General features: G+C 59.7%; 22 protein-coding genes and 1 tRNA gene. 15 read left to right on the top strand and 8 right to left on the bottom strand.

The genetic code is table 11. The features are described from left to right. Window positions 1–5: 5 nt before the first annotated feature. Window positions 6–968 (top strand): MucB/RseB C-terminal domain-containing protein, encoded by a 963-nt coding sequence (locus CXQ82_RS07525; RefSeq protein ID WP_101267573.1) that lies wholly within the window; start codon window positions 6–8, stop codon window positions 966–968. 234 nt (window positions 969–1,202) lie between these two features. Then, window positions 1,203–2,639: a DegQ family serine endoprotease gene (locus CXQ82_RS07530; RefSeq protein ID WP_101267575.1), complete on the top strand. Its 1,437-nt coding sequence runs from the start codon at window positions 1,203–1,205 to the stop codon at window positions 2,637–2,639. Between the two features lie 68 nt (window positions 2,640–2,707). On the opposite strand, the gene CXQ82_RS07535 is transcribed toward CXQ82_RS07530, so the two are convergent. Continuing rightward, window positions 2,708–4,141: a M48 family metalloprotease gene (locus tag CXQ82_RS07535; RefSeq protein WP_101267577.1), complete on the bottom strand. Its 1,434-nt coding sequence runs from the start codon at window positions 4,139–4,141 to the stop codon at window positions 2,708–2,710. Between the two features lie 95 nt (window positions 4,142–4,236). On the opposite strand from CXQ82_RS07535, the gene CXQ82_RS07540 reads away from it, so the two are divergent. Continuing rightward, window positions 4,237–4,476, top strand: a complete 240-nt coding sequence (locus tag CXQ82_RS07540; RefSeq protein ID WP_101267579.1) for a sulfurtransferase TusA family protein — start codon at window positions 4,237–4,239, stop codon at window positions 4,474–4,476. Between the two features lie 31 nt (window positions 4,477–4,507). After that, window positions 4,508–5,578 carry an AI-2E family transporter gene (locus CXQ82_RS07545; RefSeq protein WP_101267581.1) on the top strand — a complete coding sequence of 357 codons (1,071 nt, stop codon included), beginning with the start codon at window positions 4,508–4,510 and terminating at the stop codon, window positions 5,576–5,578. Window positions 5,579–5,750: 172 nt separating this feature from the next. Here CXQ82_RS07545 and CXQ82_RS07550 read toward each other — a convergent pair whose 3' ends face one another. Continuing rightward, window positions 5,751–6,224 carry a peroxiredoxin gene (locus CXQ82_RS07550; protein ID WP_101267583.1) on the bottom strand — a complete coding sequence of 158 codons (474 nt, stop codon included), beginning with the start codon at window positions 6,222–6,224 and terminating at the stop codon, window positions 5,751–5,753. A 10-nt stretch (window positions 6,225–6,234) separates the two neighbouring features. Next, window positions 6,235–6,795, bottom strand: a complete 561-nt coding sequence (locus CXQ82_RS07555) for a glycine cleavage system protein R (protein WP_003172487.1) — start codon at window positions 6,793–6,795, stop codon at window positions 6,235–6,237. A gap of 273 nt (window positions 6,796–7,068) precedes the next feature. On the opposite strand from CXQ82_RS07555, the gene dapA reads away from it, so the two are divergent. The 11 genes from dapA to CXQ82_RS07610 all read left to right on the top strand — a co-directional run bounded on the left by dapA (window position 7,069) and on the right by CXQ82_RS07610 (window position 15,912). Next, window positions 7,069–7,947, top strand: coding sequence for a 4-hydroxy-tetrahydrodipicolinate synthase (dapA, locus tag CXQ82_RS07560; RefSeq protein ID WP_101267585.1), 879 nt, complete (start codon window positions 7,069–7,071; stop codon window positions 7,945–7,947). Between the two features lie 17 nt (window positions 7,948–7,964). Next, window positions 7,965–9,080: an outer membrane protein assembly factor BamC gene (gene bamC / locus CXQ82_RS07565; RefSeq protein ID WP_101267586.1), complete on the top strand. Its 1,116-nt coding sequence runs from the start codon at window positions 7,965–7,967 to the stop codon at window positions 9,078–9,080. 4 nt (window positions 9,081–9,084) lie between these two features. Then, window positions 9,085–9,843 (top strand): MBL fold metallo-hydrolase, encoded by a 759-nt coding sequence (locus CXQ82_RS07570; protein WP_101267587.1) that lies wholly within the window; start codon window positions 9,085–9,087, stop codon window positions 9,841–9,843. A gap of 27 nt (window positions 9,844–9,870) precedes the next feature. Continuing rightward, entirely contained in the window at window positions 9,871–10,584 is a 714-nt protein-coding gene (purC, locus tag CXQ82_RS07575; protein WP_003172493.1) for a phosphoribosylaminoimidazolesuccinocarboxamide synthase, read from the top strand. 83 nt (window positions 10,585–10,667) lie between these two features. Continuing rightward, a tRNA-Ser gene (locus CXQ82_RS07580) sits at window positions 10,668–10,757 on the top strand. A gap of 234 nt (window positions 10,758–10,991) precedes the next feature. Continuing rightward, on the top strand, window positions 10,992–11,240 hold the full coding sequence (locus tag CXQ82_RS07585) for a hypothetical protein (RefSeq protein ID WP_101267589.1): 249 nt from the start codon (window positions 10,992–10,994) through the stop codon (window positions 11,238–11,240). 174 nt (window positions 11,241–11,414) lie between these two features. After that, window positions 11,415–11,972 (top strand): cytochrome b, encoded by a 558-nt coding sequence (locus CXQ82_RS07590; RefSeq protein ID WP_101267591.1) that lies wholly within the window; start codon window positions 11,415–11,417, stop codon window positions 11,970–11,972. Between the two features lie 43 nt (window positions 11,973–12,015). After that, complete coding sequence (locus CXQ82_RS07595) at window positions 12,016–12,567, top strand: tetratricopeptide repeat protein (RefSeq protein ID WP_101267592.1); 552 nt, start codon at window positions 12,016–12,018, stop codon at window positions 12,565–12,567. Window positions 12,568–12,627: 60 nt separating this feature from the next. Further along, a complete protein-coding gene (locus CXQ82_RS07600; protein ID WP_101273734.1) occupies window positions 12,628–13,125 on the top strand; it encodes an RNA polymerase sigma factor in 498 nt (165 codons plus the stop codon). Next, window positions 13,122–13,892 carry an anti-sigma factor gene (locus CXQ82_RS07605; RefSeq protein WP_101267594.1) on the top strand — a complete coding sequence of 257 codons (771 nt, stop codon included), beginning with the start codon at window positions 13,122–13,124 and terminating at the stop codon, window positions 13,890–13,892. Before CXQ82_RS07600 ends, CXQ82_RS07605 begins: the two co-directional genes overlap by 4 nt. A 394-nt stretch (window positions 13,893–14,286) precedes the next feature. Then, window positions 14,287–15,912, top strand: a complete 1,626-nt coding sequence (locus CXQ82_RS07610; RefSeq protein WP_101267595.1) for a methyl-accepting chemotaxis protein — start codon at window positions 14,287–14,289, stop codon at window positions 15,910–15,912. 63 nt (window positions 15,913–15,975) lie between these two features. Here CXQ82_RS07610 and CXQ82_RS07615 read toward each other — a convergent pair whose 3' ends face one another. From CXQ82_RS07615 to CXQ82_RS07635, 5 genes are all read right to left on the bottom strand, one after another. Then, a complete protein-coding gene (locus tag CXQ82_RS07615) occupies window positions 15,976–16,347 on the bottom strand; it encodes a type II toxin-antitoxin system HigA family antitoxin (protein WP_101267597.1) in 372 nt (123 codons plus the stop codon). Between the two features lie 3 nt (window positions 16,348–16,350). Then, a complete protein-coding gene (locus tag CXQ82_RS07620) occupies window positions 16,351–16,653 on the bottom strand; it encodes a type II toxin-antitoxin system HigB family toxin (protein WP_101267599.1) in 303 nt (100 codons plus the stop codon). A gap of 113 nt (window positions 16,654–16,766) precedes the next feature. Then, window positions 16,767–17,609: a hypothetical protein gene (locus tag CXQ82_RS07625; RefSeq protein WP_101273735.1), complete on the bottom strand. Its 843-nt coding sequence runs from the start codon at window positions 17,607–17,609 to the stop codon at window positions 16,767–16,769. Window positions 17,610–17,690: 81 nt separating this feature from the next. After that, complete coding sequence (locus CXQ82_RS07630; protein WP_101267600.1) at window positions 17,691–18,026, bottom strand: type II toxin-antitoxin system RelE/ParE family toxin; 336 nt, start codon at window positions 18,024–18,026, stop codon at window positions 17,691–17,693. Continuing rightward, on the bottom strand, window positions 18,023–18,304 hold the full coding sequence (locus CXQ82_RS07635) for a type II toxin-antitoxin system ParD family antitoxin (RefSeq protein WP_371917352.1): 282 nt from the start codon (window positions 18,302–18,304) through the stop codon (window positions 18,023–18,025). The genes CXQ82_RS07630 and CXQ82_RS07635 overlap by 4 nt, the downstream gene beginning before the upstream one ends. Window positions 18,305–18,378 lie beyond the last annotated feature (74 nt).

The following is an 18,378-nucleotide window of genomic DNA, read 5'->3' on the forward strand; positions in this document are numbered from 1 at the left end:
GCCCTATGCGCGCCATACCGCTCCTTACGCTTTTGCTCAGTAGTTGGTTTGCACTCCCCGCCCATGCCGATGAAGCCCAAGACTGGCTGACTCGACTTGGGCGTGCAGAGCAACAGCAAAGCTTTCAAGGTACGTTCGTCTACGAGCGTAACGGCAGTTTTTCCACCCATGACATCTGGCACCGTGTCCAGAATGGTCAGGTCCGTGAGCGGCTTTTGCAGCTCGATGGTTCTGCCCAGGAAGTTGTGCGGCTGGATGGTCGTACTCAATGCGTCAGCGGCACCCTTGTCGCCGGCATTGGCAACTCACGTGATGCACCTTCACGTGCGCTCGATCCGCAAAAACTCAATCAATTCTACGAACTGGCCGTTATCGGCAAATCTCGCGTGGCCGGTCGGAATGCGGTGATTGTGTCGATCACGCCGCGTGACCAATATCGTTACGGTTTTGAGCTGCACCTGGACCGTGATACCGCGCTGCCGCTCAAGTCTCTGTTGATTAATGAGCAGGGGCAGTTGCTGGAGCGTTTCCAGTTCACGCGGCTGGATACGTCGACCGCACCCAGCGACCGCGATTTGCAGCCCAGCACTGAATGCACACCTATTGCCGTGGTTAACAGCACTGCGCCAGCGGTCGCCGCTACCGAGACTTGGCACCTGGAATGGCTGCCGCCAGGCTTTCAGCTGACCAACACCAGTGCCCGCAAAGACACCCAGACCAAAGCCACGGTAGACAGCCTGATGTATGAAGACGGGCTGGCGCGTTTCTCTGTGTTCCTGGAGCCGATCAGCGACGTAAGCGTTACGGAGACCCGCACGCAGTTGGGCCCAACGGTTGCCGTGTCCCGTCGCCTGAATACGGTCGACGGTGAAATGATGGTGACGGTGGTGGGTGAAATCCCCATCGGTACCGCCGAGCGCATCGCGCTGTCGGTGCGTGGTGAAAAAAAGCCGGTTAGCCAGCCTTGAGCCGTTAATCCTATGTTCATCCTGATCTCTCAGTGTGTACCCATGCCAGGTTGGCTGCCGAGAGCATGAAATGTCTGGATCAGCATTTTCACTTGCAAAAATCTCTCATGTTTTTTATAGGTCAGGGCTTGTCGGCTCTGGCCTTGTTTTGTTCGCGGAACAAAGATGTCGGTCGCAGTTTTCGGCGTTTCTTGAACCCTGTCGCTCAACCCTGCTCGTCGTAACGGGAGCTGTATGTCGATACCACGTTTGAAGTCTTACCTATCCATAGTCGCCACGGTGTTGGTGCTGGGCCAGGCCTTGCCTGCGCAAGCGGCCGAGTTGCCTGACTTCACCCAATTGGTGGAGCAGGCCTCGCCTGCCGTGGTGAACATCAGTACCACGCAGAAGCTGCCGGACCGTAAAGTCTCCAACCAGCAGATGCCGGACCTCGAAGGCCTGCCGCCGATGCTGCGCGAGTTCTTCGAGCGCGGCATGCCGCAACAACGCGCCCCGCGTGGCGGTGGTGGTCAGCGTGAAGCACAGTCCCTGGGCTCGGGCTTCATCATTTCCCCGGATGGCTACATCCTTACCAACAACCACGTGATTGCCGACGCCGACGAGATCCTCGTGCGCCTGGCAGACCGCAGTGAGCTCAAAGCCAAGTTGGTGGGCACTGATCCGCGTTCCGACGTGGCCTTGCTGAAGATCGAAGGCAAAGACCTGCCCGTGCTCAAACTGGGTAAATCCCAGGACCTGAAAGCCGGGCAGTGGGTAGTCGCCATCGGCTCGCCGTTTGGTTTTGACCACACTGTGACCCAAGGTATCGTCAGCGCCATCGGCCGCAGCCTGCCAAACGAAAACTACGTGCCGTTCATCCAGACCGATGTGCCGATCAACCCGGGTAACTCCGGCGGCCCGCTGTTCAACCTGGCAGGCGAAGTGGTGGGGATCAACTCGCAGATCTACACGCGCTCCGGTGGTTTCATGGGCGTGTCCTTCGCAATCCCGATCGATGTCGCCATGGACGTTTCCAACCAGCTGAAAAGCGGTGGCAAGGTCAGCCGTGGTTGGTTGGGCGTGGTGATCCAGGAAGTCAACAAGGACCTGGCTGAATCCTTCGGCCTCGACAAGCCGGCCGGTGCCTTGGTCGCGCAGATCCAGGACGACGGCCCGGCGGCCAAAGGTGGCTTGCAGGTTGGCGACGTGATCCTGAGCATGAACGGCCAGCCGATCGTTATGTCGGCCGACCTGCCACACCTGGTGGGCGCGCTTAAGGCGGGCAGCAAAGCCAAGCTGGAAGTGATACGTGAAGGCAAGCGCCAGAACGTTGAGTTGACCGTGGGCGCAATCCCAGAAGAAGGCGCAACCCTGGACGCCCTGGGTAACGCGAAGCCAGGTGCCGAGCGCAGCAGCAACCGCCTGGGCATTGCTGTAGCGGAGCTGACTGATGAGCAGAAGAAGAGCTTCGACCTCAAAAGCGGTGTTGTGATCAAGGAAGTGCAGGACGGTCCTGCCTCCCTGATCGGCCTGCAGCCAGGTGATGTGATTACCCACCTGAACAACCAGGCGATTGACACCACCAAGCAGTTCACCGACATCGCCAAGGCGCTGCCGAAGAACCGTTCGGTGTCGATGCGCGTACTGCGTCAGGGGCGTGCCAGCTTCATTACGTTCAAGCTGGCTGAGTAACCCGCCAGCCGCATAAAAAAGCCCCGCCTTCGTTATACGAGGGCGGGGCTTTTTTGTGGGTGACAGGTTTAGCTCATCATCCCTTTTACCAGGCGTTCCTGTTCGATCAGCTCACGCTGGCGAGCATCGATGCGTGATGACAACGGGAAGTTGCTGCCTGCGCGACGCTTGGCGAAGTCCAGTTGCTGGATGGCCTGCTGGAAGTCGCCCACCAATGCAAAGTATTCGGCACGGGCTTGGTGCAAGCCAATGATGTTGCCCGACAGGCCGCGCGTCTCGGCGACCTGGTACCACACGTCAGGATCGTCCGGGCGCGACTTGAGCAGGCCGTCCAAGGCTTTTTCCGCGTCGGCGGTACGGTTCTGTTTAAGCAGAAGATCGACTCTTACCTGGTTCAGCGGGTAGTTGCCGGGATATTGGGTCAACATCCGATCAGTGCGCTGCTGCGCATCCGGCAGCTTGTTGTTATCGATGTCCAGCTGGATCAGTGCCAGGTTGTAAGTGATGTCGTTGGGCGCCTTGGCCAGCAGGGGGGCGAGGTTGTCTCGAGCCTGCTTGAATTGGGAGCCTTTGATCTGGGCGATGGCCAAACCATAACGCGCCACATCGTTCTTCGGGTTCTCGTCCAGTTGGGCCTGGAAGCGCTTGGCGGCGAGGCCGGGTGTGTCTTCGTATTGCAGCTGCACCCGCGCGCGGATCAGTTGATAGCGCAGGCTGTCTTCCTTGCCGCCGGGTTTGGCTTGTTCGGCGCGGTTGCGGGTGTCGGCGATGCGCGATTCGGTAACCGGGTGCGTCAGCAAGAATTCCGGCGGCTTGGCGTCGAAGCGGTACTGGCGCATCAGGCGTTCGAACATCGTCGGCATGGAGCGCGGGTCGTAACCGGCTTTTTCCAGGTTTAGGATGCCGATGCGGTCGGCCTCTTGTTCATTCTGACGGGAGAAGCGCCGTTGTTCCTGGATTGCGGCGGCCTGGGTGCCGGCAATCGCGGCAATCCCCGCATCGCCTGCACCTGCGGCGGCGGCAATGATGCCACCCAGCAGCGCGGCCATCATCGGCAGTTGCATGCGCTGCTGCGCTTCAACACCACGGGCGAAATGGCGTTGGGACAAGTGCGCCAATTCATGCGCCAGCACCGAGGCGTATTCACCTTCGGTCTGGGCATTGAGGAACAGGCCGCCGTTGACCCCGACAATCCCACCGGGTGCGGCAAAGGCGTTGAGTTGCGGGCTATTGATCAGGATGAACTCCAGGCGCCGGTCATTCACCTGGCTGGTCTCCACCAGCTTGTACACGCTGGTTTCGACATAATCCTTGAGCTGAGGGTCGTTGAGTTGCGAGACCTGGCCGCGCAGGTAGGCCAGCCACGCGCGACCCAACTGGTATTCCTGTTGTGGCGAGACAATGGCAGAACTGGCGTCGCCAAGTGACGGCAGGTCGTCGGCGAAGCCCGGGGAGGCCAGCAGGCAAGCCAGCGTCAGCAGGGTGGGGCGCAAAAAAGTCATGCACAGAGCCTTTCGACAAAGAGCTTACTGTAGCCGGACACTGAGCTTCGGACCAGATATTCTAAGCAACCCGAATGCGTGCCCGGAGTAAAGCCATGACCGACGCTGTAGCCTTTGATGCCGAACTCGATGCCAGCGGCCTCAATTGCCCGTTGCCCCTGCTCAAGGCCAAGCTGGAACTCAATCAATTGGCCAGTGGTGCGGTACTCAAGGTTATCGCCACTGACGCGGGCTCCCAGCGTGATTTCCGCACCTTCGCCAAGTTGGCGGGGCATACCTTATTGCATGAAGAAGACGCCGCCGGTGTGTACCGTTACTGGTTGCGCAAGGCCTGAACCGTTTGCCCCCACCACCCGAGGTTGATTGATGTTCAAAGTGTTACGAGACTGGATTCAGCGCTACTTCTCCGATGAAGAAGCCGTGGTGCTGGCGGTCCTGCTATTCCTGGCCTTTACCGCCGTACTCACCTTGGGTGGCATGCTGGCGCCGGTCTTGGCGGGGATGGTGCTGGCTTACCTGATGCAGGGCCTGGTCACCACCCTGGAGCGTTTGCGTTTGCCGGGTGCGGCGGCGGTGGGGCTGGTGTTCGCCTTGTTCATGGGGCTGCTGGTGGTGTTTATCGTGGTGGTGTTGCCGTTGCTGTGGCACCAACTGATCACCCTGTTCAACGAGTTGCCCGGCATGCTCGCCAAGTGGCAATCGCTGTTGCTGCTGTTGCCCGAGCGCTACCCGCACCTGGTGTCGGATGAGCAAGTGTTGCAGGCCATCGAGGTGGCGCGTGGCGAGATCGGAAAATTCGGGCAGTGGGCGCTGACTTTTTCCCTGTCCAGTCTGCCGCTGCTGGTCAACATCATGATCTACCTGGTGCTGGTGCCGATCCTGGTGTTTTTCTTCCTCAAAGACCGCGCCATGATCGGTCGCTGGGTGCGCGGCTACCTGCCTCGTGAGCGGGCACTGATTACCCGGGTGGCGGAAGAAATGAACCGGCAGATCGCCAACTACATCCGCGGCAAGGTCATCGAGATCATTATCTGCGGGGGCGTTACCTACATCGCCTTTATTGCCCTGGACCTGAACTACGCGGCCTTGCTGGCGTTGTTGGTGGGTGTGTCGGTGGTGGTGCCCTATGTTGGCGCCGTGGTGGTGACGGTGCCGGTGATGTTGATCGCGCTGTTCCAGTGGGGCTGGAGCGACCAATTCATCTACCTGATGGCGGTGTACGGGATTATCCAGACCCTGGATGGCAACGTGCTGGTGCCGCTGCTGTTCTCGGAGGCGGTCAACCTGCACCCGGTGGCGATTATCTGCGCGGTGTTGTTGTTTGGTGGGCTGTGGGGGTTCTGGGGCGTGTTTTTTGCGATTCCCCTGGCAACGCTGTTCAAGGCGGTGCTGGATGCGTGGCCACGGCAAGAGCCGGTGGTGGCGCCGTTGTTGTAGCGGCGGTTATAGGTGGGGAGGGAGCTTGCTTCCGTTGGAGTGCGAAGCGCTCCGTCTTTTTTTGGGGCCGCTGCGCAGCCCAGCGAGAGCAAGCTCGCTCGCCACAAAAAGCTCAAAGCAAGCCCGCAACAAGCTCAAAACAAGCACGCTGCAAGCTCGCTTCGGGGCGAATTCAGGCCTTGTTCAGCGCCTGAGCTGCTGCCAGAACGGCATCCACATGCCCTGGCACTTTCACGCCGCGCCATTCCTGGCGCAGCACGCCATCTTTGTCGATCAGGAAGGTGCTGCGATCCACACCCAGGTATTCCTTGCCGTATAGCTTCTTAAGCTTGATCACATCAAACAGCTGGCAAACCGCTTCGTCCTTGTCGCTGATCAGCTCGAAGGGGAATTCCTGCTTGCCCTTGAAGTTCTCGTGGGACTTCACGCTGTCGCGCGACACGCCAAACACCTCGGTGTCGGCGGCCTTGAAGGCTGCGTACTGGTCACGAAAGCCCTGGCCTTCAGTGGTGCAGCCCGGCGTGCTGTCCTTCGGATAGAAGTAGATCACCACCTGCTTGCCCTTGAGGGCCGCGAGGCTGAAGGTCTGGCCGCTGGTGGCCTGGGCTTCGAAATCGGCTACGGGTTTGTCGATGACAACCGCCATGGGTACTTCCTTACATTGGGTTCTGTGGGCGCCAAGGCTCGATCAGTGCGTCGAGGTTCAGGGCATCGGCAAAGTCGAGGAACTGGTCACGCAACCAGCTGATCTGCACGCCGGCCGGCAAGGTCACGGTGAACGTGGCGTTGAGCATGGTGCCGCCGGTTTGCGGGGCCTGGTAGGTATCGCAGGTCAGGTTCTCCAGCTCGACGTTATGGTCGATAAAGAACTGGCACAGCTCATTGACGATGTCCGAGCGGTAGGCCGAGCTGACATACGCCACATAAGGCAGGGCCTGGGGGCGATTCTCCAGCGCGGCGCTGCGCACCACGTTTACGGTGAAATCGTGCTTCTTGGCCAGGCCCGGCAGGCCGGTTTCCAGGCGCGCCAGGGCGTCCCAGGTTCCGGAGATCTGCAGCACCAGTGCACTGCACTCGCCATGCCGGGTAAGGCGGGAGGTCACGACGGCGCAGCGGTTTTCATGGCTGGCGCGGCACAGGACGTTGGTCAGCTCCATGGGGTTGGCGCCGAGGGCACTGATAACAAGGAATTGTTCGCGAACTGTGGGGGTGGACATGCAGCCTTCCTAAAACGATGAGCGGTCGATACGGTGAGGGCTGTATCGATCAAAGGATGAAGGGTAGCGAAAAGCGTCGCCAAGGGATAGGAGGTGGCGTTTTCATTGCGTGAACGGCTTGATTTCACCCTGTTGCAACCGCTGCTTTGGCCCAATGATGGCATTGCCCGTCGTTTAGTTGTGCCAGAACGCGTCCTCACGCGGTACTTCGCTTGTACAAGCATCTTGGCGCCAGTACCATTACGGCTCTCTTTTTCCGGCAGGAGCGGTTGCATGATTGCGGGCAGTATGGTGGCACTGGTCACACCCATGGATGCACAAGGTCATCTCGACTGGGACAGCCTGGGCAAACTGGTGGACTTCCACCTGCAAGAAGGCACCAACGCCATCGTGGCGGTCGGCACCACCGGTGAATCGGCCACCCTCGATGTGGAAGAACACATCCAGGTCATCGAATTCGTGGTCAAGCGCGTCGCGGGCCGTATCGCCGTGATCGCCGGTACAGGCGCCAACTCGACACGTGAAGCGATCGAGTTGACCAAAAACGCCAAGAAGGCCGGCGCCGATGCCTGCCTGCTGGTGACCCCGTACTACAACAAGCCGACCCAGGAAGGCTTGTACCAGCACTTCAAGACCATCGCCGAAGCTGTCGACATCCCGCAGATCCTCTACAACGTACCTGGCCGCACCGCGTGCGACATGCAGGCCGCGACCGTAATCCGCCTGTCCACCGTGCCGAACATCATCGGTATCAAGGAAGCCACGGGCGACCTGCAGCGCGCCAAGGACATCCTGGCCGGCGTGAGCAGCGATTTCCTGCTGTATTCCGGTGACGACGCCACCGCCGTAGAGCTGATCCTGCTGGGTGGCAAGGGCAACATCTCCGTAACCGCCAACGTGGCCCCGCGTGCCATGAGCGACATGTGCGCCGCCGCCATCGCCGGTGACGCCGTGACCGCTCGCGCGATCCACGAGAAGCTGATGCCGCTCAACAAGACACTGTTTATCGAATCCAACCCTATCCCCGTGAAATGGGCGCTGTTTGAGATGGGCCTGATGCCGGACGGTATCCGTCTGCCGCTCACCCGCCTCAGCGAAGCCTGTCACGAACCGCTGCGACAGGCCCTGCGCCAGTCCGGCGTCCTGGTTTAATTGAGGAAGCACTACGCATGAAGCGATTGGCCGGACTTTCCGCACTTGCCTTGATTATCTCCAGCACCAGTGGCTGCGGTTGGATCTGGGGCCCGGAAGGTTACTTCCGTGACCGCGGTAGCGATTACCTGGAAGCACAACCCACCAAACCGATGGAACTGCCGCCGGGCGTCAACGTGGCCAAGCGCCTCGACCCGTTGCTGCCGATTCCGCGCAACGTAGCCGACGACACCACCAAGGGTGAGTACGTCGTGCCGCGTCCACAGCCGATCTCGGCCGTGGCCGATGCCAGCGACTACAGCCTGCAGAAGAGCGGTGATTCCCGCTGGATCGTGGCTCAGCGCCCACCTGCCGAAGTTTGGCCGGTGGCCGTGCAGTTCTTCCAGGACAACGGTTTCCGCATTGAAGAGCAGCGCCCGCAGACCGGTGAGTTCACCACTGCATGGCAGCAGGGCAGCGAACTGTCCGCCACCATGGCCAAGCGCCTGCAGGCCGGCGGTGTCGCCGCCGACAGCGAAGCCCGCGTGCGTGTGCGCATTGAGCCAGGCGTGCAGCGCAATACCAGTGAAGTCTATGTGGTCAGCGCCGAGCGTCCTGCCGGCAGCACGGCCAATGTCGATTTCACCAACCGCTCGGTCAACACCGGCGTCGACTCGGCATTGGTTGACGAGATGCTGGCCAGCATGAGCCGTATCTCCGAGAAGGGCGGTTCCGTATCCCTGCTCGCTGCACGTGATTACGACACCCCGAGCCGTGTCAGCCTTACCGAAGACGGCAGCGGCAACGTGGTGCTGAACCTCGGTGAAGACCTGGACCGTGCCTGGGCCAGCGTCGGTCGCGCGTTGGAACAAGGCCCTTGGCGTGTTGAAGACATCAACCGCAGCCTGGGCCTGTACTACATCAACGTGGCTGAAAAGGCCGAGCGCAAAGATGAAGAGCCTGGTTTCTTCGGTAAATTGTTCGGCAGCACGCCGACCAAGGAAGAAATCGAGACCCGCGCCGAGCGTTACCAGGTTCGTTTGAGCAAGGTTGGCGAAAGCGTGCAAGTCACCGTCGAGAAGAACATCAATACCGTTGCGCCAGCTGAAACAGCGCGCAAAGTACTGGGCGTGATTCAGGACAACCTGGGCTGATCCGATGCGTTTTGCTGTTCTCGGTAGCGGTAGCCAAGGGAACGGCACGCTGGTCGCCCACGAGGACACGTACGTGCTGGTAGATTGTGGTTTCTCGTTACGGGAAACCGAGCGGCGCCTGCTGCGCCTGGGGGTTCACCCCGCGCAGCTGAGCGCGATTCTGGTGACCCACGAACATGCCGATCACGTGCATGGCGTGGGTTTGCTGTCTCGGCGCTACAATCTTCCGGTGTACTTGAGTCGCGGTACCTTGCGCGGGATGCGTAAACCTATTGAACCCGCAGGTTTCCTGGCTGGTGGCGAGCAACTGCAAATCGGTGCCTTGAGCATTGATGTGATTGCGGTCGCTCACGACGCTCAGGAACCGACGCAGTATGTATTCAGTGGCGGTGAGCGACGTTTCGGCGTGCTCACCGACCTGGGCTCCTACTGCGCCAAGGTGCTGGACGGTTACCGGAACCTCGATGCGTTGATGATCGAGTCCAACCACTGCCGAGACCTGTTGGCTCGTGGCCATTACCCGTACTTTCTCAAGCAACGGGTAGGCGGCGAACTGGGGCATTTGAACAACCACCAGGCGGCGTACCTGGTGTATGAGTTGGGCTGGCAAGACCTGCAACACCTGGTCCTGGCCCACCTCAGCAGCAAGAACAACCTGCCGACGCTTGCCCGGCAATGTTTTGTCGACACCCTCGGGTGCGACCCGGACTGGCTGCAACTGGCCGATCAAGATTCAGGGCTCGACTGGCGACACATCGCCTAGCCCACCTCACTCAAAGCGGAGCCCATCATGGAAAAACGTGAAGAACTCTACCGCGGCAAAGCCAAGTCGGTTTACAAGACCGACGACGCCAACCGCCTGATCCTGCTGTTTCGCAACGACACCTCGGCGTTCGACGGCAAGCGCATCGAACAACTTGATCGTAAAGGCATGGTGAACAACAAGTTCAACGCCTTCATCATGCAGAAACTCGAAGAGGCCGGCATTCCGACCCAATTCGACAAACTGCTGGGCGACAACGAGTGCCTGGTGAAGAAGCTGGACATGATCCCGGTCGAATGCGTCGTGCGTAACTACGCTGCCGGCAGCCTGGTCAAGCGCCTGGGTGTGGAAGAGGGCCTCAAGCTCAACCCGTACACCTTCGAGCTGTTCCTGAAAGACGACGCCAAGGGCGACCCGTTCATCAACGAATCCCACGTGGTGGCGTTCGGTTGGGGCACTGCTGAGCAACTGGCGCGCATGAAGGAGTTGTCCCTCAAGGTCAACGACGTGCTGAGCAAGCTGTTCGACGACGCCGGCCTGCTGCTGGTGGACTTCAAGCTGGAATTTGGTGTGTTCCACGACGGCTCCATCGTCCTGGGCGACGAATTCAGCCCGGACGGCTGCCGCCTGTGGGACAAGGACACCAAGAAGAAGATGGACAAAGACCGCTTCCGCCAGGGCCTCGGTGACGTTATCGAAGCCTACGAAGAAGTCGCCAATCGTCTTGGCGTACCGCTTTAATCGACGCAAGCATCTGATAGCACGGAAAAAAATCGCGTTTGGGGTTTGCTTCCGTGAAACACACTGTTATGATGCGCGCCGTTGGAGAGATGCCAGAGTGGCCGAATGGGACGGATTCGAAATCCGTTGTACCTTCACCGGTACCTAGGGTTCGAATCCCTATCTCTCCGCCATTACATAGAAAAAGCCCCGTAGCTGAATAAGCTACGGGGCTTTTTCGTTTCTGCTGTTTTTAGACCGGTTCGCCTCGCTCTCACCGTTACTACAAAGCAAATACGCATTTCTTACATGTTTGCCAAACGCACCCTACACCCAGCGCGTTGCGACCCTGTGCCCAACGCCTTATCTTTCGCTGGCGATGATTTTTCAGTCGCGTACTCATCCTCAAACTGCAAAGGAAATGCACCATGAGCACGAATACGAAAAAGACCTCCGACAAGCTGGCCACGTTGGCAGCCGAAACGCTCAGCAATCCCAATGCTTCGGCCATTGCCAAAAGCCTCGCTGCTTCAGCGCTGGCGCAAAGCGGTACCGATAAGCAAACCGGCGCACAGATGGAAGAGAAGGCGGGGAAGGCGCTTCAGAGCGGTAAGTACAGTGAGGACACCAAGTCCCTGGCCGCCTCGGTGCTCTCTCAGGCCAACAAGGAGCGCTAGCACTGAGCGGCATCTGCGCCCTCTGTAGGGCCACATAAAAGAAGCCCCGTCGCTGAGTGCGTTACGGGGCTTTTTCGTTTATGGGCGTCGGCGGCTCGGTATAAATTGTTCGCGCTGTACCGAATAATTTCCTGGGTTGCGGTGTTCACCCTACAGACCACCCAGGGAACACCGATGAATACGCCCTCCGATCGTTACGACCGCCTGACCCGCCTCTTCCATTGGCTAACTGCCGCCGTGGTGATCTTCATGTTTGCCAGTGCGCATATCTGGGAAAATCTGGAGAAGGGCACGCCGCTGCGCAAGGGTTTGCAGTCGGTGCATATCTCCCTCGGCATCGCCATGGCGGTGTTGATTGCGGTGAGGATTTGCTGGCGCCTGTTCGGCGGCAGTCGCCTGGCAGCCGGCAATCACCCGGCGCTTAACCGGTTGGCAAAAATGGCGCATGGTTGCCTGTACCTGTTGTTGCTGGCGCAGATCGTTTTGGGCTTTTTGTTTCGCTGGGCTCAAGGCGAACCGTTCAACTTTTTCGGGCTGTTGCCTATTCCGGCGCCGCTGGTGATTGATCACGCGTGGCGCGGCACCCTGGGCGGCCTGCATGACAAGGTGGCGTGGGCGATTATCGTGCTGGCGGGGCTGCATGCCGCTGCCGCGCTCTGGCACCACTATGTGAAGGGCGACGGCACGCTGCGCCGCATGCTGCCCGGCCCGCGCAATGCGTTTCAAAAATGATGTTTGCTGCTGTACCCGCCTATTGTTACGGAGCAAGACAACCATGAACAATCGCCACGAACATGCCATTGGTTACCGCAGCGCGCTCTTTTACGGCGCTTGCCTGGCCGCCGCTTTGCTCGCAGGGAACGCCCAGGCCTCCGGTGATGAATCGGCGCCGCCCAAACCTAATTGCCCCAAAGGCCAGGTTTGGGACACCAAGACCGGCAAGTGCGTCCTGCAAACCAGCAAGGCCACGTCTGACGCCGATCGCACCGATTACGCCTACCGCCTGGCCAAAGATGGGCGCTACGACGAGGCCCTGGCCTTGCTCGACACCTTGCAAAATCCAAACACCGCCAAGGCGCTCAACTACCGCGGCTACGCCACGCGCAAGCTCGGGCGTACCGATGAGGGCATCGGCTATTACCTCAAATCGGTGGCCCTCGACCCCAACTACGCCCAAGTTCGCGAGTACCTCGGCGAAGCGTATGTGATCAAGGGGCGCGTCGACCTGGCGCAAGAACAACTGCTGAAGATCAAAGCCTTGTGCAGCACCACCTGCGAAGAGTACGAAGACTTGGCCGAAGCCATTGCCGCCGCGCCGCAAGCGTGAAGCCGGTGCGTGAATTCCCAGGGGGCAGCCATTATCCCAGAGGCTGAGTTTCGGCGTGAGTTGGGCCTGTTGTTGCCACGTTTATGGCGATACGGCTTGGTGTTATCGCGACAAAAGCACCTGGCCGAGGACCTGGTACAGGCCACCTGTGTGCGGGCGCTGGAGCGTGCCGGGCAGTTTGCGGCCGGTACGCGGTTCGACCGCTGGTTGTTGGCGATCATGCATTCAATCTGGCTCAACGAACTGCGCGCACAGCGGGTACGCCAAGGGCAGGGGTTTGTCGACGCGGAGCAGGAGCTGTCGTTCGATGGCGAGCGTCAGGCTCAGGAGCAGGTCTTGGCCGCACAAGTGATCAAGCGGGTAAACGGGTTGCCTGAAGCGCAGCGCGAAACGGTTTTTCTGGCGTATGTAGAAGGCCTTTCATACAAGGAGATTGCCGAGGTACTGCAGATTCCGCTGGGTACCGTAATGAGTCGATTGGCGGCGGCACGCATGAAACTTGCCGAGGCCCGACCCTCAAGCGCCCAGCCGGATAAAGCCAGCGGAGAACGGCGATGACTGACACGAACGTACCGTCCGATGAGCTGTTGGTGGCCTACCTGGATGGCGAATTGGATGACGCACAGCGTCGGTTGATCGCTGATCAGGTGTGCAATGACCCGGTGCTGGCCTCGCGCATAGAGGCGTTGCAGTGCGCCGACTTGCCCTTTAAGGCCGCCTTCGATTCGCTGTTGGCGCAAGCCCCCGCCGAGCGTCTGCACGCCATGCTCAACGCCTTGCCGCCGACGCAAGTCGCCCCTCTGAGCCGTCGTCGTTTCCTCGCGATGGCGGCCGGTTTTGCCGTGGCTGGCGTGGCCGCCGACCGTTTGTTCATGAGCTGGACCCATGCCGAATCCGGCCAAGGCTGGCGTGCCTCGGTCGCCGAATACATGGCCTTGTATACGCCTCAGACCCTGGAGCACCTCAGCGCTGATCCCGCCTCACACATCGCCCAGCTCAACTCGGTGGGCGCTCAATTGGGCCTGGCGTTGTCCCCGGCGTCCGTCAATCTGCCTGGCGCCGAGTTCCGGCGGGCGCAGATCCTTGACTATGACGGCGTATTGATCGGCCAGTTGACCTATCTGGACCCGCGACACGGTCCCTTGGCGCTGTGCATTACGGCCGGCAAAAAGGGCGCGCAACCCATCGCCACCGAACAGCGTCGAGGGCTGAACGTGGTGTATTGGGCCAACCCGTCCCATGCTTTCATGCTGATCGGTAGAAACCCATTCGAGGCTTTGCAGAGTATGGCCAGCAGCGCCCAGAGCACGTTGATGTCTTCGTAACATCCATTGGTGAAAACTGCTGACTTTCTCGAAGCGTGATATCTTTGTGCCATCACGCGTCGTGATGGTCACGGAGGATGTTATGAAGAGGTTGTCCGGGGTGGTGTTGCTCATAGTGCTGGCCGTGAGCCCGATGTTTGCAATGGGTTGCCCGAAAGGCACTCATCCGGTTGGCGGAACGGGGTCGCATCACAAGGGTGGGACGTGCCAGTAACCTATTGATCGCAAGATCAACGCAGTGCCGTGTCAACGGCTGCATGCAACCGAAAAAGCCTGTCGAGCTGAATGCCCGGCAGGCTTTTTGTCTATTAGGGCAGGGCGCCCTAAAGTCCTTATCGGTGCGGCCGAAATGCTCTCATACGATGTCGTATCCCTAATAAGAGTGCCCCCCTAAATGTCCCTTCGCAGCCTGTCCATCGCCCGCCGTGCGGGTCTGGGTTTTGCCTTGATTGCTTTGCTGGTAGCCCTGTTGGGTTTTTTTGCGCTGTCGAACATGGCGAGCATTCGTGCGAGTGCGGTGCAGGTTGAAAGCGGGCTGGTACCCAAGATGCGCCTGGTGGCCGACATTCGTGAAATCATGCTGCGCATTCGCACGATCTCTTTGCGCATGGCGCTGGACCCCAACCCCGCAAGCATCCCGCAGTACCGCAGCCAGATGGACACGCGCAGCCAGGACCTGGCAAAACGGCTGGCTGACCTCGACAAGGTCATCGACACCCCCGAAGTGCGCGCGCTCTATGACCAATTCCAGGTGTCGCTGCGCCAGTACCAACAGGGGCTGGCCCAGTCGTTCATCCTTGCCGATAAGCAGCAGGGCGCCGAACTGAACAAGTTGCTGCTGGTGGACATGAAAACCGTGGTCGATGGCTCCGGCGCCCAGCTCAACGCACTCGCCGACTACTACAACACCCAGATCAACCAGCAGGGCCAGACCGCCGAGGCGCAGTACGGCCAATCGCGCACCATGGTGTTTGGTTTCGTGATCCTGGCGGGCTTGAGTACGGTGGCCCTGGCCTGGTTGCTCACTCGCAGTATTGTCGGCCCGCTGGGGCAAGCGATGCGCGCTGCGGAAAACGTCGCCCGGGGCGACCTGACCCAGACCGTGGAAGTCAGCGGCAACGACGAGGTGACCCGCCTGCTGGTGGCGCTGCAATCCATGCAAGGCAGCCTGCGCAGCACCCTGCAACTGATCCGTCAGTCAGCGGCGCAAATGGCGGCGTCCGCCACTGACCTCAACGGCATTACCGATCAAAGCAGCCGCAGCCTGCAACAGCAGACTGCCGAAATCGAACAGGCAGCGACAGCGGTCAACGAAATGACCTCGGCCGCCGAGGAAGTGGCGCGCAATGCCGTCTCGACTTCCGAGTCCACGCGCCTCTCCAATGAAACCGCGCGCGAAGGCCAGCATCGTGTCGGTGAAACGGTCAGCGCGATTCAGGCATTGAGCGGCAATATCGGCGAAACCTCGACCCTGGTGCAGAACCTGGCCGAGCAGTCGCGGGACATCGGCAAGGTGCTCGACGTGATTCGCTCCATCGCCGAGCAGACCAACCTGCTGGCACTCAATGCCGCCATTGAGGCTGCACGTGCCGGTGAGTCCGGGCGTGGTTTCGCGGTGGTGGCAGACGAGGTGCGCGCGCTGGCCCATCGCACCCAGCAATCGACCCTGGAGATTGACCAGATGGTCACCGCCATGCGCACCGGTTCCAACGATGCGTTGACGTCAATGCAGTCGAGCACTCAACGTGCCACCGAGACCTTGACCCTGGCCGAAGGCGCCGGCGGCGCGTTGAGCCAGATCACCCAATCCATCGACCAGATCCACCAGCGCAACCTGGTGATCGCCAGCGCCGCCGAGGAGCAGGCCCAGGTGGCCAAGGAAGTCGACCGCAACATCGTCAATATCCGTGACCTGTCGGCGCAGTCGTCTTCCGGCGCGGGGCAGATCAACGGCTCCAGCCAGGAGCTGACGCGGTTGGCGGTTGCGCTCAACGAAGCGGTGGCGCGGTTTCAGCTGTAGTGCAATGCGTGCCGCGAATGTGAGTTTGTGGCGCACCGGTTCGGGCGTTGGTGTTGAAACGGGTCAGCAGGGTTTTACTGGTTTGATCAGGCTTTCTGCTGGTATTCCAAACATCTCATGCAGCCTCCAGATCATCGGCAATGTCAGCGCTCGCTTCCCATTCAGCACTTCATAAACCCGATTCTGACGGCCAATGGCAGGAATCAGATCGGCTGCGGATAAACCAGACTGTTCCATTCGAAAACGGATGGCGTCAACCGGGTTGGGCAGATCCACTGGGAAATGTTTCGCCTCATAGGCTTCGATCAGGGTGATCATCACGTCAAAGTAATCACCTTCAGGGGTGCCGGGATCTGGTTCGTTGTCAAACAGCGAGGAAACCGACTTCAGTGCGTCCTTGTAGTCCTGTGCCGTATGGATAGGGCGGATGTTCATGAGTTACTCCGTTTCAACGGTATCGGCGTCAATCGCGTCGTACTGCTTATGTGTGCCGACGAACTTGATATAGATAGCTCCGTAGCGGTACGCCACGGCGATCACGAGCCGGTAGTCATTACCTTTTATGTTGAAGACGACTCTTCGGCTCTTGAGAACGCTGGCATTACGGTACTGTTCCTTGATATCCGCCGGCGTCGACCAATTGGTATTTTTCGCCTCGTCTATCCAGGCCAGTAACGATTGTTCCGAATCCGGGTGCTTGCGCCAAAAGGTCTTGAGTTGGCTGATTGCGATAATTCTCATGAAGGATCCTAGTCCCGCCGTGGGACTTATGCAAGCGGTGCTATTGATTTCGTTTTCTCCAAAGGCCGATTTCACCGTGTGTATGGAGTCTCAGGGGCGAGTGGCGCCGGTCATTACTTTTTAGAAGCGTCATCATGCACGGCAATGCGTGCATCCGGCGGCGACAACTCCAGCACCCGATCCCTCCCGCCTTCGGCCAGCAGATAGGTGCCATGGCCCGTCGGTACAATGGATTGCGGCGCTTTGAGAAATGAAAGGATGGTCTGCTGGCGCCCCTGCTTATCAATCAGCAACAGCCGCGCACGATGGGTTGCGTCTTCATTGATCCACAACCCGCGCTCATCGCACATCAAGAACGTCGGTTGGTTGAGCTTGCTCAACACCACCGGGTCGCTGCCATCGTCGGTCAGTTCACGCACCACACCTTTTTGTTTCTCGGTATAGAGCATGCGCCCATCGGTGCAGCGCACGATGGACTCGCCTTCCTGGAGCTGGTCGCGCAGCACGCTCAGGGACTGGTCGCTCCAGCGATAGCGCAGCAGGCGCCCTGCGGGCTTTCGGTCTTCGATGGCGTACAGGTACTCACCGTCATCCCACAATCCTTGCACGCTTTCGCCTTTGAACAGTTCGCTAACGACGCCGTCCTTGAAAAAACTCACGGGCAAACCGGTGGACTCCTGGCTGAATACCCAACCGCCACGGGTGGCAAACATGCCGTCGGGTTTCGACAGGTTGCCCACCACCACCTCACGTGTGCCGTCGAGGTGGATGCGCACGATGCTGCCTTTGGCCTTGTCGAGTTCCTGGCTGACCATCAACGAGCCGTCCGCCAGTGGCATCAGCGAGGCTGCTTTGGGGACATCACGGTGCAGCACCTGGACGCTCCAGCCGGTGGCCGCGCTGACGGGGTAGTAGCTTTGCCAGGCGAAGAAGCCAAGGGTGGCGACGCACAGCAGGCCGATGCTCCATAGCCCCGGTTTCAGCGCTCGATAGTGCGGGCCGCTGCTGTTCTTTTTTCCATCGGTGTTGGTCATTGATCACTCTAATTGTCGAGGCTGTTTTCCGTCGCCCTGTAGCCCTGTCGTGTAATCGCGCCCGCCATAAAACACGCCCAGGATCGACACTCTCTCGGAATCAGGACCCACCCTGAACGCGATGACGGTGGTGCGTCGATAGTGGGTGATGCGCAGGCCAGCCAGCAGATCGTCACGGCAGCTGCCGCGCAAGGGGAACAGGGCAAGGCTTTCGCAATAGCTGATGATGTTGTCGATAAAACCTGCAGCGACCAGTGGGGAGCCGGTGTCGCTGATGTAGTCTTCAAGGGCGTCAAGGTGTGCCAGCGCTTCAGGTGAAAAAGCTACCGAACGACTCACCGTGGCTCAGTGCCTTTACGTTGGCGTTTAGCCGCCATGTGTTCGCGAACCTGCTCGGCGGATAACGCCCGGCCAGGGTCGATTTCAAGGGACGCTGCCACTGGCATCACCTCGTCCCGCAGCCAGTCATCCATCGCCCGATCACGTGCCAGCAGGGCCCTCAGGCCGTCACGTATCACTTCGCTCTCAGTGGCGTACTCACCGGCGGCGACCTTGGCTTTGACCCATGCGGCCATCTCGATTGGCAAGGTAATGCTCATTTGCTGGGTTGAGCGCATTTCGAAGTCCGCCGACGATGAGTAGGATTCAATCCTACTCGACCATTGGCGGGATGCAAGAAGCAACTGATCGA

It is taken from the genome of Pseudomonas sp. S09G 359 (assembly GCF_002843605.1).
Classification (GTDB): Bacteria; Pseudomonadota; Gammaproteobacteria; order Pseudomonadales; family Pseudomonadaceae; genus Aquipseudomonas.